This window comes from Pseudomonas sp. P39-UII1 (assembly GCF_039672635.1).
Classification (GTDB): domain Bacteria; phylum Pseudomonadota; class Gammaproteobacteria; order Pseudomonadales; family Pseudomonadaceae; genus Aquipseudomonas.
On the sequence record NZ_JBDFPP010000001.1, the window covers coordinates 440,205 to 454,062 of the forward strand.

The 13,858-nt window shown below is 64.1% G+C and carries 11 protein-coding genes; 5 read left to right on the top strand and 6 right to left on the bottom strand.

Annotated elements, in window-relative coordinates; translation table 11 throughout:
• Nucleotide 1 precedes the first annotated feature (1 nt).
• The 6 genes from ABEH27_RS02125 to mreB all read right to left on the bottom strand — a co-directional run bounded on the left by ABEH27_RS02125 (nt 2) and on the right by mreB (nt 8,785).
• Nucleotides 2-3,811, bottom strand: coding sequence for a YhdP family protein (locus ABEH27_RS02125; RefSeq protein ID WP_346611973.1), 3,810 nt, complete (start codon nt 3,809-3,811; stop codon nt 2-4).
• Nucleotides 3,812-3,899: 88 nt separating this feature from the next.
• Nucleotides 3,900-5,357, bottom strand: a complete 1,458-nt coding sequence (gene rng, locus ABEH27_RS02130; protein ID WP_346611974.1) for a ribonuclease G — start codon at nt 5,355-5,357, stop codon at nt 3,900-3,902.
• Between the two features lie 54 nt (nt 5,358-5,411).
• Complete coding sequence (locus ABEH27_RS02135; RefSeq protein WP_346611975.1) at nt 5,412-6,023, bottom strand: Maf family protein; 612 nt, start codon at nt 6,021-6,023, stop codon at nt 5,412-5,414.
• A gap of 33 nt (nt 6,024-6,056) precedes the next feature.
• Nucleotides 6,057-6,545, bottom strand: coding sequence for a rod shape-determining protein MreD (gene mreD / locus ABEH27_RS02140; RefSeq protein ID WP_346611976.1), 489 nt, complete (start codon nt 6,543-6,545; stop codon nt 6,057-6,059).
• Nucleotides 6,545-7,585, bottom strand: coding sequence for a rod shape-determining protein MreC (mreC, locus tag ABEH27_RS02145; protein ID WP_346612069.1), 1,041 nt, complete (start codon nt 7,583-7,585; stop codon nt 6,545-6,547). Before mreC ends, mreD begins: the two co-directional genes overlap by 1 nt.
• A 162-nt stretch (nt 7,586-7,747) precedes the next feature.
• On the bottom strand, nt 7,748-8,785 hold the full coding sequence (mreB, locus tag ABEH27_RS02150; protein ID WP_003255163.1) for a rod shape-determining protein MreB: 1,038 nt from the start codon (nt 8,783-8,785) through the stop codon (nt 7,748-7,750).
• A gap of 204 nt (nt 8,786-8,989) precedes the next feature.
• Here mreB and gatC point away from each other — a divergent pair, with 204 nt between their 5' ends.
• The 5 genes from gatC to ABEH27_RS02175 all read left to right on the top strand — a co-directional run bounded on the left by gatC (nt 8,990) and on the right by ABEH27_RS02175 (nt 13,809).
• Nucleotides 8,990-9,277, top strand: coding sequence for an Asp-tRNA(Asn)/Glu-tRNA(Gln) amidotransferase subunit GatC (gatC, locus tag ABEH27_RS02155; RefSeq protein ID WP_346611977.1), 288 nt, complete (start codon nt 8,990-8,992; stop codon nt 9,275-9,277).
• Between the two features lie 15 nt (nt 9,278-9,292).
• Nucleotides 9,293-10,744: an Asp-tRNA(Asn)/Glu-tRNA(Gln) amidotransferase subunit GatA gene (gene gatA, locus ABEH27_RS02160; RefSeq protein ID WP_346611978.1), complete on the top strand. Its 1,452-nt coding sequence runs from the start codon at nt 9,293-9,295 to the stop codon at nt 10,742-10,744.
• Nucleotides 10,745-10,755: 11 nt separating this feature from the next.
• Nucleotides 10,756-12,201 carry an Asp-tRNA(Asn)/Glu-tRNA(Gln) amidotransferase subunit GatB gene (gatB, locus tag ABEH27_RS02165; RefSeq protein ID WP_346611979.1) on the top strand — a complete coding sequence of 482 codons (1,446 nt, stop codon included), beginning with the start codon at nt 10,756-10,758 and terminating at the stop codon, nt 12,199-12,201.
• A 128-nt stretch (nt 12,202-12,329) separates the two neighbouring features.
• Nucleotides 12,330-12,704 (top strand): septal ring lytic transglycosylase RlpA family protein, encoded by a 375-nt coding sequence (locus ABEH27_RS02170; RefSeq protein ID WP_346611980.1) that lies wholly within the window; start codon nt 12,330-12,332, stop codon nt 12,702-12,704.
• 61 nt (nt 12,705-12,765) lie between these two features.
• The gene (locus tag ABEH27_RS02175; protein WP_346612070.1) at nt 12,766-13,809 is read left to right on the top strand and encodes a calcium/sodium antiporter; all 1,044 of its coding nucleotides are present in this window, start codon (nt 12,766-12,768) and stop codon (nt 13,807-13,809) included.
• The last annotated feature ends 49 nt before the right edge of the window (nt 13,810-13,858 follow it).

Sequence of the window (13,858 nt, forward strand, 5' to 3'; positions counted from 1 at the left end):
ACTACTTGTTGAAGGGTTTCACAAAGGTGATTCTAGGCTCTTTCCACGGCCCTTCGACGCGATAGTGCACGCTGGCGAAGCGCGAAACGCGGTCACCGATCAGCCGATCAACCAGGAACAGCGCGCCACCGACCGCTGGCGCGCCCACAATCAGGGCAGCGAGCGGCAGGTTATTGGTGACCGGCAGGGACACCTGCAGGTTGGCATTGACCCGGTCGCGAACCATGTCCAGGGTGCCGTCGAGCTCAAAGTTGCTCGAAGGGCCGGTCACGCTGATCGGCTCGCGGGTGACATAAACGCCGTCACTGGCCACCAGCAGGCCCTTGACCCGGTCATAGGCCAGGCCCTTGTCGAACAGGTCGGAAAAGTCCAGCCGCAGGCGCCGGCCGATGGAGTTGAAGTTGAGCAGGCCGAACACGCGCAAGGCCTGGGCTCCGCCCTCCACCTCAACGAACTGGCCAGTGCGCAGGGCCGCATCCATGCTCCCCGAGAAGCGCTTGAGGCCAACCCAGGCCGGCGAGCCCGGCCAACGGCCATCCACGTCCAGGCGGAAGTCACGGCTGGTCACGGTGGGCGCGAAGCCCCAAGCCTTGAGTACATCGGCCAGGTTCTTGCCATCCAGGCGGCCCTTGTACCAACTGCTGGTGGCACCCGTTTGCCCTTCCCACCCGCCGCTGCCGTCGATGTGCAGGCCTTTGAAGTCGAGGTCGATGTCCTGCGCCGCCACACCGCGAGCCGTCGGGCGCAGCTTCAGCGCCACGTTGCCGTACAGGTCGTCACCGCGGTATAGCTTGTCGATGGTCAGGTCCAGCGCCGGCACCTTGCGCGGGTCGAACGAGGCCAGCGGGTCGGGGCCTTCTTCGGCCTGTGCTTCTGCCGGGTCGGCTGCCGGCAGGCGCAGGGTTTGCAGGCGCACGGTCATCGCTGCGGCCTTGGCATCCGGCAGGCGTGCGTTACCGATGACTTCCTTGCTGTCCAGGCGCAGGTCCCACGCGGGGCCGCCACGGGCAAGGCGCACCACGGCCTGGTTGAGGTCCATGCCGAAGGCTTTCAGTTGGCCGATGCTCAGGTCGACGCTCTGCAGATTCTGTCGGGCATTACCGCCAGGGTCGTCACCCGCAAACCGAGCCATCTGCGCCTGCCACGGTTCCAGGTCCAGGCTTTCGAGGCGCCCGCGTACGCGCAAGCCCTGGCCCGCTGGCACCTGCGCTTCACCGGTGCCCAGCAGCAACTCGCCACGGCCCTGGTCCAGCTTGTCGCCCGGTGCTGCATAGGCAAAGCGGGCAAGGTTGGCATACGCCGCATCGAAACGCCGCTCCGTGCCCTGCAGGTTCATGCTGAAACGGCTGTCGCGGGTATCGGCCGCTGCCTTGCCGAACGGTGCCGGCAAGTCAATGGCCAGGCCCTTGAGCGATGAATTGACGCTGAGGCTGTTGTCGCGGCTGCCCAGGTTGATTTGCAACTGGTACGGAATATCGCCGGAAGCTGGCAAGTTCTGCTTGAACTTCAACCAGTCGGTAAGGGCCTGTAGCGACACCTGGCCACTGGCGTTGATGCGTGTCTGCATCTGGCCGGGCTGGCCTTCGGCGCTGATTTGCGCGGTGACAGGCTTGCCGAATGCCTGCAGGGCGATGTTCTTGCCACTCAACCCCTTGTCGATATCAAAGCTGAAGTCGCCTTTCAGGCGGTTCAGCTCAAGGCTCGGCGGTGCCACCTTGAGCCGGGCATCGGCGGTGGCGAAGTCGACCAGCACCTTCGGCTTCTCACCATGCGCCAACGGGATATCGAGTTTGACCTTGCCCTTGAGCGGCCCCTCGCCTTCCCAGCCGGCGAAGATCTCACCCGTACCGATCGGCGCTTCCTTGAGAATTTTCAGGCCATCGCCAAGCTTGCCGTCGAAATTGCCATCGAGATACAGGTGGCTGTGCTGCTCGCCCTCGACATGGGGGATATTCACGCTCACATCGCTGACCTGGGTATCCAGCAACAGCCCTTTGCTGGCCTTGATGCGCACGCCGCTGTCCTCGATCAGCACATCACCGTCCACATGCTGCACCTGCGGCCAGCCAGGCTGGAAGTCCAGTGCGGCATCGTGCACCTTGAAGAACAGGCTAATGCTGCGGGCTTCAGGGCTGGCACCGTGGTTCAGCGAGCCCTGATACTGGAAGTAGCCTTGATCGACGTTACCTTTGACGATGGCGCTGCGCAGCCACTCGTCGAGCGCCGGGCTGAGCACCTCGGGCAGGTATTTGGCGGTATAGCGGCCATCCCCCTCGGTCATGCCGACGCGCAAGTCCATGTAGCTCTCGCTGCCCTCCTTGAACAGCAGGCGGATCAGAAAATCGCCGGCGATCTTGCCCTCCTCGCCGAGTACCTTGAGGTAAGGGGCGACCAGGGTGAAGCCTTCTTTGTCCAGGGCATAGGTCAAGCGTGCGTTGGCTTTCTGGTAATGCCAGGGTTTGGCGAAGATCGGGTACAGGTGCAGCATGAATGCGTCAGTATCCAGGCGCAGCTCGCCATGCCCCAGGTCGCCGCTGATGCTGCCGCTCACATTGCCTGCCGCCGGGGCACCGTGATAGGCGTCAAAGCCGACCTTCTCTAGGTTGGCGGCGAACTGCAGCCGCTCGTTGCCTTCAGCCTTGGGGCGGATATCCAGGCGCACATTGCGCACGGCACCGGTCACCTTCAAGGCATCGACTACGGCCATGAGCTTGTCAGGCAACGGCGCCAAGGCATTGATCAGCGGGGTGAGCGGTGTGAGGTCGAGGCGGTCCGCCTGCACCTGCCAGGTCTCCCCTGCGGGGTCTTCGCCGGGGCGCTGACGCAGCTGCAGGTGAGACTCCCAACGGTCTTTGTCGATGCTGGCGGCAAGCGAGTCGACGACCACATCGAAGCCTTGCTCACGGCGCTGGAACCAGGCCGACACGGCCAGGTTGTCCAGGGTGACCGCCTTGCGTTCAGCATACGCTCCCCGCAGTTGAGGCGCATTGAGGCGGACCACCGCCTGTTCAAGTTGGCCTTTGCGCCAGTCGACCCAGAACTCGCCACCAGCACGCAGCGCCTCAGCCTGCCACTGGCCCAGCACGCGTGGCGGCAGCCAGCGTGCCCAGTCGCTTTGCGGCAGGCTCAGGTACGCTTCGACCTGGGCGTCACGCCACGCCTTGGCGGTGGCGCGGCTGCGCAGGTTGATCGCCAGTGGCTGGCCGTCTGGCAAGGTCGCGCGCAGGTCCAGCGCCTGGCGCGAGGCACCGGCCTGCAGGCCAAGGCTGACATAAGTCAGGGTCAGCGGTTCACGCTGCCAGGGCTGCAGGGTGACCTGGCTGTCGAAGACATCGATGCGCCCCAACTGGCGCAGTTGCTGCAGCAACGCTTCAGGGTCCAGTGGCGCGTCGTCCTTTCTCGGCAACCCTTCGAGGGCCCAGCCGCCCTGCTCGTCTTCACGAAGGATCAGTTGCAAGCCAGCCAACTGGATATGCGCCAGGCGCACTTCGCGAGACGTCAGGCTGGCCCACAGGTCGGGCACCAGCTTGACGTCATCCAGGCGCAGCGCCGAGGCGCCCTCGCCCAACTGCAGGTCACGCACACGCAGCATCGGCGCCAGGCCACTCCAGCGCCCTTCGAGTGCACCCACATGCACCGGCAGGCCCAACGCCTGCTCGGCCTTGCTTTCAAGGTCGGCGCGGTACTCGGCCACCAGTGGCACCAGCTCGCGCCCAAGGCTCACGTACAGCGCCACCAACACGGCCAGCAGTGCACAGATACCCAGGCCCCAGCGGGTCAAGGCGACAAGAACGCGGTTCAGACGTCCCATGGCCACTGCCCTCCAGGTCGTTTATCCATGATGGCTGGTAGTGCCGCTTTTGCCAGCCCGACCCACCTATGCCGCGAATCGAAAAGCCTCAGAGCAACACCACATCGTATTGTTCCTGCGAGTACATCGACTCGACCTGGAAGCGAATGGTTCGACCGATGAAGGCTTCCAGCTCGGCTACGTTCCCGGATTCCTCATCGAGCAGCCGGTCAACCACCTTCTGGTTGGCCAGTACCCGGTAGCCTTCAGCCTGATAAGCGCGGGCTTCGCGGAGGATTTCGCGGAAGATTTCATAACAGATGGTTTCGGGGGTCTTCAGCTTGCCCCGGCCCTGGCAGGCCACGCACGGCTCGCACAGCACCTGCTCGAGGCTCTCGCGGGTGCGCTTGCGGGTCATCTGCACCAAACCCAGCTCGGTGATGCCGATGATGTTGGTCTTGGCGTGATCGCGCTCGAGCTGCTTCTCCAGGGTACGCAGCACCTGGCGCTGATGCTCCTCGTCCTCCATGTCGATGAAGTCGATGATGATGATGCCGCCGATATTGCGCAGGCGCAGCTGCCGGGCAATGGCCGTGGCTGCTTCCAGGTTGGTCTTGAAGATGGTCTCTTCGAGGTTGCGGTGGCCGACGAAGGCGCCGGTGTTGACGTCGATGGTGGTCATCGCTTCGGCGGGGTCGACCACTAGGTAGCCACCGGACTTGAGCGGGACCTTGCGGTCCAGCGCCCGCTGGATTTCATCTTCGACGCCGTACAGGTCGAAAATCGGCCGCTCGCCAGGGTAATGTTCCAGACGGTCGGCGATCTCCGGCATCAGCTCGCCGACGAACTGCGTGGTTTTCTGGAAGGTTTCCCGCGAATCGATGCGGATTTTCTCGATCTTAGGGTTGACCAGGTCACGCAGGGTGCGCAGGGCCAGGCCAAGGTCTTCGTAGATGACCGTGGGCGCGCCGCAGGTCTGGATCTGGCTGCCGATCTGCTCCCACAGGCGGCGCAGGTAGCGGATGTCCTGCAGGATCTCTTCGGCACGCGCGCCTTCGGCTGCGGTCCGCAGGATGAAACCACCGGCATTCTTGATATCTTCACTGTCCATGCAGTCGCTGACCACCTGCTTGAGGCGGTCACGTTCGGCTTCATCTTCGATCTTCAGCGAAATGCCGACATGGCTGCTGCGCGGCATGTACACCAGGTAGCGCGACGGGATTGACAGCTGGGTGGTCAGGCGCGCGCCCTTGGTACCGATCGGGTCCTTGGTCACCTGCACCACCAGGGCCTGGCCCTCGTGCACCAGGGCGGTGATGGTCTCGACGGCAGAGCCTTCGCGCTGGGAAATTTCCGAGGCATGGATGAACGCAGCGCGCTCCAGGCCGATATCGACGAACGCCGCCTGCATGCCCGGCAGCACTCGCACCACCTTGCCCTTGTAGATATTGCCGACGATGCCGCGGCGCTGGGTACGCTCGACGTGCACTTCCTGCAACACCCCGTTTTCCACCACCGCCACACGTGACTCCATCGGGGTGATGTTGATCAGGATCTCTTCACTCATGGCAGGCTCTCGTCAAAGGTCTTCGGTAATGATGGATCGCGGGTGCCGGGCTGGCTACTGCTGCTTTGTTACCTCTGGCGAAAGCGCCGGTACCTGCCAGCAGGCAATACCGAATTGGGCGAGCAGTTCGGCCGTTTCGCTCAAGGGCAAACCGACCACTGCCGAATAGCTTCCCTGCAGGCCGGTCACGAATACCGCGCCCAGGCCCTGGATGGCATAGCCGCCGGCTTTATCCGCCGGTTCGCCGCTAGCCCAGTAGCGCGCGGCCTCTTCAGCGGTGATGGCGCGAAAACGCACGGTGCTGGTGACGCAGACGCTCAGGCTGCACTGGCCGTCGCTCAGCGCCACGGCAGTGAGCACCTGATGCTCACGGTTCGCCAGGTCAGCCAGCATGGCCAAGGCATCTTCGCGGTTTTCCGGCTTGCCGAGAATACGACCATCGAGCACCACTGCCGTATCTGCCCCAAGTACCACAGCCGCGCCGTCGAGCTGGGCCAGGCCAGCTTCGGCCTTGGCCTTGGCCAGGCGCTCGACATACGCCACGGCGCTTTCAGCGGGCAGCGGGGTTTCATCGATGGGGGCGCTGGTGACGGTGAACGGCACGCCGATCTGGGTCAGCAGTTCACGTCGACGGGGCGAGCCGGAGGCCAGGTAAAGTGGTTTCATGCAGACATCTCCCTGTCAGTGGTGGCAGCGCCGTCAGTTGATATGCAAGCGCCGGCGCAGATCGCGCAGGGCGAAACTGATCCAGGGCCAGAGCAAGGCGCTGATGACCGCCGACCAGACCAGGGCCAGAGTCGGCAGGCGGTTGCCGGTGAGTGCACTGAGCCACAGCTGGATCAGCTGGGCAATGCCGAAGATCACCAAAATCACCAGGCTCTGCTGCCACATCGGGAACATCCGCAGGCGCTGCTGCAGGGACAGCACCAGGAAGGTGATCAGGGTGAGGATCAGCGCGTTCTGCCCAAGCAACGTGCCGTACAGCACGTCCTCGGCCAGGCCGAGGACGAACGCGGTGGTCATGCCCACCTTGTTCGGCAGCGTCAGCGTCCAGAACGACACCAGCATCGCCAGCCACATGGGCCGGAACACTTCAAGGAATTGCGGCATGGGCGAAACGCTGAGCAGCAGGCCGATGGCGAACGTCAGCCAGATGACCCAACCGTGATTACGGCGCGCTTTGGCCATCATTGCCTCCGGGGTTGTGCAGGTGCCGCAGGCGCTGCGGCAGGGCTGGCAGGCGCTGCTGCCGGTGCTGCAGCGGCCGGGGCGGGTGTGGCGGGTGCGGGCGTGCCGGCCGGTGCAGCCTGGTCACCGCTTACGGCGGGCTGGGCGGGGTTCGCTGCCCCCTTGCGGTCGGCTTCTTCCTGGGCAAGCGCTGCGTCGGTGGCGCGCTGTTCCGGTGAACGCCGGTCACTGAACACCAGCAGCATGTAACGGCTGCGGTTGAGTGCGGCGGTCGGGATGGCGCGGACGATGGCGAACGGCTGACCGGAGTCGTGAATCACTTCGTTGACGGTAGCCACCGGGTAGCCGGCCGGGAAACGCTGCCCCATACCGGAGCTCACCAGCAGGTCGCCTTCCTTGATGTCGGCCGTGTCGGCCACGTGGCGCAGTTCCAGGCGCTCCGGGTTACCGGTGCCGCTGGCGATGGCGCGCAGGCCGTTACGGTTGACCTGCACCGGGATGCTGTGGGTGGTGTCGGTCAGCAGCAATACCCGAGAGGTGTAGGGCATCAGCTCGACCACCTGGCCCATCAGGCCACGGGCATCGAGCACCGGCTGGCCAAGGAACACGCCGTCGCGCTCCCCCTTGTTGATCAGGATGCGGTGGGTAAACGGGTTGGGGTCTACCCCGATCAGCTCGGCCACCTCGACCTTCTCGTTGACCAGCGCCGAAGAGTTGAGCAACTCGCGCAGGCGCACGTTCTGCTCGGTCAGGGCCGCCAGCTTCTGCAGGCGCCCCTGCAGCAGCAGGGCTTCGGTCTTGAGCTTCTCGTTTTCCGCGATCAGTTCGGTACGGCTGCCGAACTGGCCGGCCACGCCCTGCCACATGCGCTGCGGCAGGTCGGTGATCCAGTACGATTCCATGAGCACCAGGCCCATCTGGCTGCGCACGGGCTTGAGCATGTCGAAGCGTGCGTCGACCACCATCAGCGCGACCGACAGCACCACCAATACGAGCAGGCGAACGCCCAGTGAAGGGCCCTTGGAGAAAAGCGGTTTAATGGGCCGTTCCTCGTGGACGACTCAGGAGGTCATTGGACATGGGACAACGCACCAGCCTGGTTGCGGGTTGACGGAAACGACGCCCGAACGGACGCCAGCCCAGCACATACAGGTAGCACTGCGCGTGCTACCTGTAAACCGGGCGCTCAGATGCAGCGGTTATCACTCGCTGGAGAGCAGGTCCATCGCGTGCTTGTCCATCATCTCCAGGGCGCGACCGCCGCCACGGGCGACACAGGTCAGCGGGTCCTCGGCGACGATTACCGGCAGGCCGGTTTCCTGGGCCAGCAGCTTGTCGAGGTCACGCAGCAGCGCGCCACCACCGGTCAGCACCAGGCCACGCTCGGCGATGTCGGAAGCCAGCTCTGGCGGCGACTGCTCCAGGGCGCTCTTGACCGCCTGGACGATGGTCGCCAGGGATTCCTGCAGGGCTTCCAGTACTTCATTGGAATTCAGGGTGAAGGCACGTGGCACGCCTTCGGCCAGGTTGCGCCCGCGCACGTCGACTTCGCGCACTTCGCCGCCCGGGTAGGCGGTACCGATTTCCTGCTTGATGCGCTCGGCAGTGGATTCGCCGATCAGGCTGCCGTAGTTACGGCGCACGTAGGTGACGATGGCTTCGTCGAAACGGTCGCCGCCGACGCGGACGGACTCGGCGTAGACCACGCCGTTCAACGAGATCAGGGCGATTTCAGTGGTACCGCCACCGATATCGACGACCATCGAGCCACGCGCTTCTTCGACCGGCAGGCCGGCACCGATGGCAGCGGCCATCGGCTCTTCGATCAGGAACACTTCACGGGCACCGGCACCCAGGGCCGACTCGCGAATGGCGCGGCGCTCTACCTGGGTCGACTTGCACGGCACGCAGATCAGCACGCGAGGGCTGGGCTGCAGGAAGCTGTTTTCGTGAACCTTGTTGATGAAATACTGCAACATTTTTTCACAAACGCTGAAGTCGGCGATGACGCCGTCTTTCATCGGACGAATGGCAGCAATGTTGCCAGGCGTACGGCCCAGCATGCGTTTGGCTTCGGTACCGACGGCGACGACGCTTTTCTGGTTGCCGTGGGTACGGATGGCAACAACCGAGGGCTCATTCAGGACGATACCGCGCTCACGCACGTAAATAAGGGTGTTGGCAGTACCCAGGTCGATGGAGAGATCGCTGGAAAACATGCCACGCAGTTTCTTGAACATGGGAAAGTGACCCTGGGGAAAGCGTGGGTAAAAAAGTGCGGCAAACTCTAACAATGGCAGGGATTTTGGGCAAGGAGCCAATATGTTAAATTGGTCGTTTTTCCGAGCACGCCAGCAGATGATCGCGGCCGTATGACCGCCAAAATGCCGACATGTTCCTCATCACGGACCCTATTCCGTTCTTTGTATCCTCTGGAGATCCCCATGGCGCTTGAACGCTGCGACGTGGAAAAGATCGCCCATCTGGCCCGTCTGGGCCTGAATGAAGGCGAGCTGCCACGCATTACCGATGCACTGAACAGCATTCTCGGGCTGGTCGACCAGATGCAAGCGGTCGACACCACTGGCATCGAGCCCCTGGCCCACCCCCTGGAGGCCAGCCAGCGCCTGCGTCCCGACCAGGTCACCGAACGCAACCAGCGTGATGCCTACCAGGCCATCGCACCCTCGACCGAAAGCGGTCTGTACCTGGTTCCCAAAGTCATCGAGTAAGGGATAGAGCCTGCCATGCATCAATTGACCCTGGCCGAGATCGCTCGCGGACTCGCCGACAAGTCGTTTTCTTCCGAAGAGCTGACCGGCGCACTGCTGGCGCGCATTCAGCAACTCGACCCGCAACTCAACAGCTTCATCAGCGTCACCGAGGAGCTGGCCCTGGGCCAGGCCCGTGCCGCCGACGCCCGTCGCGCCGCTGGCGAGACCGGTGCGCTGCTGGGCGCGCCGATCGCCCACAAGGACCTGTTCTGCACCAACGGCGTTCGCACCAGCTGCGGCTCGAAGATGCTCGACAACTTCAAGGCGCCGTATGACGCGACCGTGGTCGCCAAGCTGGCCGAAGCCGGCATGGTCACTCTGGGCAAGACCAACATGGACGAATTCGCCATGGGTTCGGCCAACGAGTCCAGCCACTATGGCGCGGTGAAAAACCCGTGGAACCTCGAGCATGTGCCTGGCGGCTCGTCCGGTGGTTCGGCTGCAGCGGTCGCCGCGCGCCTGCTGCCGGCCACCACCGGTACCGACACTGGCGGCTCGATCCGACAGCCGGCCGCCCTGACCAACCTCACCGGCCTGAAGCCGACGTACGGTCGGGTATCGCGCTGGGGCATGATCGCCTACGCCTCCAGCCTCGACCAGGGTGGCCCGCTGGCGCGCACCGCTGAAGACTGCGCGCTGCTGCTGCAAGGCATGGCCGGGTTCGATACCAAGGACTCCACCAGCATCGATGAGCCGGTGCCGGATTACAGCGCCAACCTCAACGCCTCGCTGCAAGGCCTGCGCATCGGCCTGCCGAAGGAATACTTCGGTGCCGGCCTCGACCCGCGCATCGCCGAACTGGTGCAGGCCAGCGTCAAGGAGCTGGAAAAGCTCGGCGCGGTGGTCAAGGAAATCAGCCTGCCGAACATGCAGCACGCCATCCCGGCGTACTACGTGATCGCGCCTGCCGAAGCTTCGTCCAACCTGTCGCGTTTCGACGGCGTGCGCTTCGGCTACCGTTGCGAAGAGCCCAAAGACCTCACCGACCTGTACAAGCGCTCCCGTGGCGAAGGCTTCGGTGCCGAAGTGCAGCGCCGCATCATGGTCGGTACCTATGCCCTTTCGGCCGGCTACTACGACGCCTACTACGTCAAGGCGCAGCAGATCCGCCGCCTGATCAAGAACGACTTCATGACGGCCTTCGAAGGCGTTGACCTGATCCTCGGCCCGACCACGCCAAACCCGGCCTGGAAGCTCGGCGCCAAGAGCAGCGACCCGGTCGCCGCCTACCTCGAGGACGTCTACACCATTACCGCCAACCTGGCGGGCCTGCCGGGCCTGTCGATGCCAGCCGGCTTCGTCGATGGCCTGCCGGTCGGCGTGCAGCTGCTGGCCCCGTATTTCCAGGAAGGCCGCCTGCTCAACGTCGCGCACCGTTACCAGCAAGTCACCGACTGGCACACCCGCGCCCCCAACGGCTTCTGAGGAATTCACACATGCAATGGGAAGTTGTGATCGGGCTGGAAATTCACACCCAGCTGGCCACCCAGTCGAAGATCTTCTCCGGCAGCGCCACCACCTTCGGCTCCGAGCCGAACACCCAGGCCAGCCTGGTTGACCTGGGCATGCCCGGCGTACTGCCGGTGCTGAACCAGGAAGCCGTGCGCATGGCCTGCATGTTCGGCCTGGCGATCGATGCCGAAATCGGCAAGCGCAACGTGTTCGCGCGCAAGAACTACTTCTACCCCGACCTCCCCAAGGGCTACCAGATCAGCCAGATGGACCTGCCGATCGTCGGTAAGGGTCACCTGGACATCGCCCTTGAAGACGGCACCATCAAGCGCATCGGGGTAACCCGCGCGCACCTCGAAGAAGACGCCGGCAAGAGCCTGCACGAAGACTTCAGCGGCTCTACCGGCATCGACCTGAACCGCGCCGGCACCCCGCTGCTGGAAATCGTCTCCGAGCCGGACATGCGCAGCGCCAAGGAAGCCGTGGCCTACGTCAAGGCGATCCATGCACTGGTGCGCTACCTGGGCATCTGCGACGGCAACATGGCCGAAGGCTCGCTGCGCTGCGACTGCAACGTCTCGATCCGGCCCAAGGGCCAGGCCGAGTTCGGTACCCGCTGCGAGATCAAGAACGTCAACTCGTTCCGCTTCATCGAGCGCGCGATCAACAGCGAGATCCAGCGCCAGATCGACCTGATCGAGGACGGCGGCAAGGTCATCCAGGAAACCCGCCTGTACGACCCGAACAAGGACGAGACCCGCTCCATGCGCAGCAAGGAGGAAGCCAACGACTACCGTTACTTCCCCGACCCGGACCTGCTGCCGGTGGTCATCGAGGACAGCTTCCTCGAAACCATCCGCGCCGGCCTGCCAGAGCTGCCGCCGCAGAAGGTCGAGCGCTTCCAGAGCCAGTACGGCCTGTCGGCCTACGACGCCAACGTGCTGGCCTCCAGCCGCGAACAGGCGGACTACTTCGAGCAGGTGGTGAAGATTGGCGGCGATGCAAAACTGGCTGCCAACTGGGTGATGGTCGAGCTGGGCAGCCTGCTGAACAAGCTGGGTATCGAAATCGACCAGGCGCCGGTCAGCGCCGAGCAGCTCGGCGGCATGCTGCTGCGCATCCGCGACAACACCATCAGCGGCAAGATCGCCAAGACCGTGTTCGAGGCCATGGCCGCGGGTGAAGGCGATGCCGACAGCATCATCGAAAGCAAGGGCCTCAAGCAGGTCACCGACACCGGTGCAATCGACAAGATGCTCGACGAGATGCTCGCTGCCAACGCCGATCAGGTTGAACAGTACCGCGCCGCCGACGAGGCCAAGCGCGGCAAGATGTTCGGCTTCTTCGTCGGCCAGGCGATGAAGGCGTCGAAGGGCAAGGCCAACCCGGGGCAAGTGAACCAATTGCTCAAGGCCAAGCTCGAAGGGTGAGCTGAAAAAAGCGGCGAGGGCGTTGCCCTCGATCGCGGATGAATCCGCTCCTACCAGCACTGTGTAGGAGCGGATTTATCCGCGATGGGCCGCACAGCGGCCCCAACAGCAGCACCGGAGCATCCGATTTGCTAAGAAGATCCCTTACAACCCTCGCCCTCTTCTCCCTGCTGGCCGGCTGCGCCAGCCACGACATCGACCCCCGCGGCTACAACCAGACCGGTACCGCCTCCTATTACGGCTCGCGCCACCATGGCAAACGCACTGCCAGCGGCGAACCGTTCAACCAGCACGGCCTCACCGCTGCCCACCGCAGCCTGCCCTTCGGCAGCCGGGTACTGGTCACCAACCTCGCCAACCAGCGCAGCGTAGTGGTCCGCATCAACGACCGCGGCCCGCACACACGCGGTCGGCTGATCGACCTGTCACGTGCTGCAGCAGAAAAAATCGGCATGCTCCGTAGCGGAACGGCGCGCGTCCGGGTACAAGGTCTGAGCGACTGACCCAACTGGAGCCCACACCATTTTCGACCTGGCCACCCTTCCCACTTTCAGCCTCCTGCAACTGGGCGTAGCCCTGCTGTTGCTGGTCGGCGGCGCCGAACTGATGGTGCGCGCCGCCCTGCGCCTGGCCCAGCGCCTGCACGTTCGGCCATTGATCATCGGCCTGAGCCTGGTGGCGTTCGGCAGTACCGCGCCGCAACTGACCGTGAGCCTGCAGGCCGCCTACCAGGGCGCGCCCGACGTGGCCGTGGGCAGCGTGATCGGCAGCAATATCTTCAACGTGCTGGTGATTCTCGGCCTGGCAGCACTGATCATCCCGTTGCGGGTATCGCGCCAGCTGGTGCGCCTGGACATTCCACTGATGATCCTCGCCAGCGGGCTGGTGTATGCGCTGGCAGCCAACGGCCATCTCGGCCGCGTCGAAGGGTTGTTGCTGCTGCTTGGCCTGGCGGGCTACCTGGCCATGCTCTGGCACCAATCGCGGCACTATGCCCGTACCTACCCTGCCCCGCGCCCACTCACCAGCAGCGCCGGTCGCTTCTGGTCCGGCACGTTGTTGCAGATCGCCTTCGGCCTCGGCTTGTTGAGCCTGGCAGGGCATCTGCTATTGGAGGCGGCGGTCGAGGTGGCGACTGACCTTGGCTTGTCTGAGCGCATCATCGGCCTGACCGTGGTTGCCGTGTGCACCTCCCTGCCCGAATTGGCCGCAGCATTGATCGCTGCCCTGCGTGGCGAACGCGAGATCGCCGTGGGCACGGTGATTGGCAGTAATTTGTTCAACCTGCTGGCGGTGCTTGGCCTGACGGCATTGATTACGCCCATACCGCTGACCATCTCGCCCAACGCACTGGGTTTCGACCTGCCGGTGATGCTTGGCGTGGCGGCGCTGAGTTTGCCCGTGTTCTACTCCGGCTACCGCATCACCCGCGCTGAAGGGCTGGTGTTTCTGTGCCTGTACCTGGCCTACGGCCTGCACGTGGCGGCTTTTACCATGGGCATGCCGCTGGCCGGCCGCCTGGAGCGGCTGATGCTGTTCTACGTTCTGCCAGTGCTTGGTTTGGTGCTGCTGTATACCACCGTCCGTGCCTGGCGGCGGCAGCACTAACAGCGGGAAGGTCGTGTCGCGGCAGCGAAATGCATGCCTTGGGTTATTC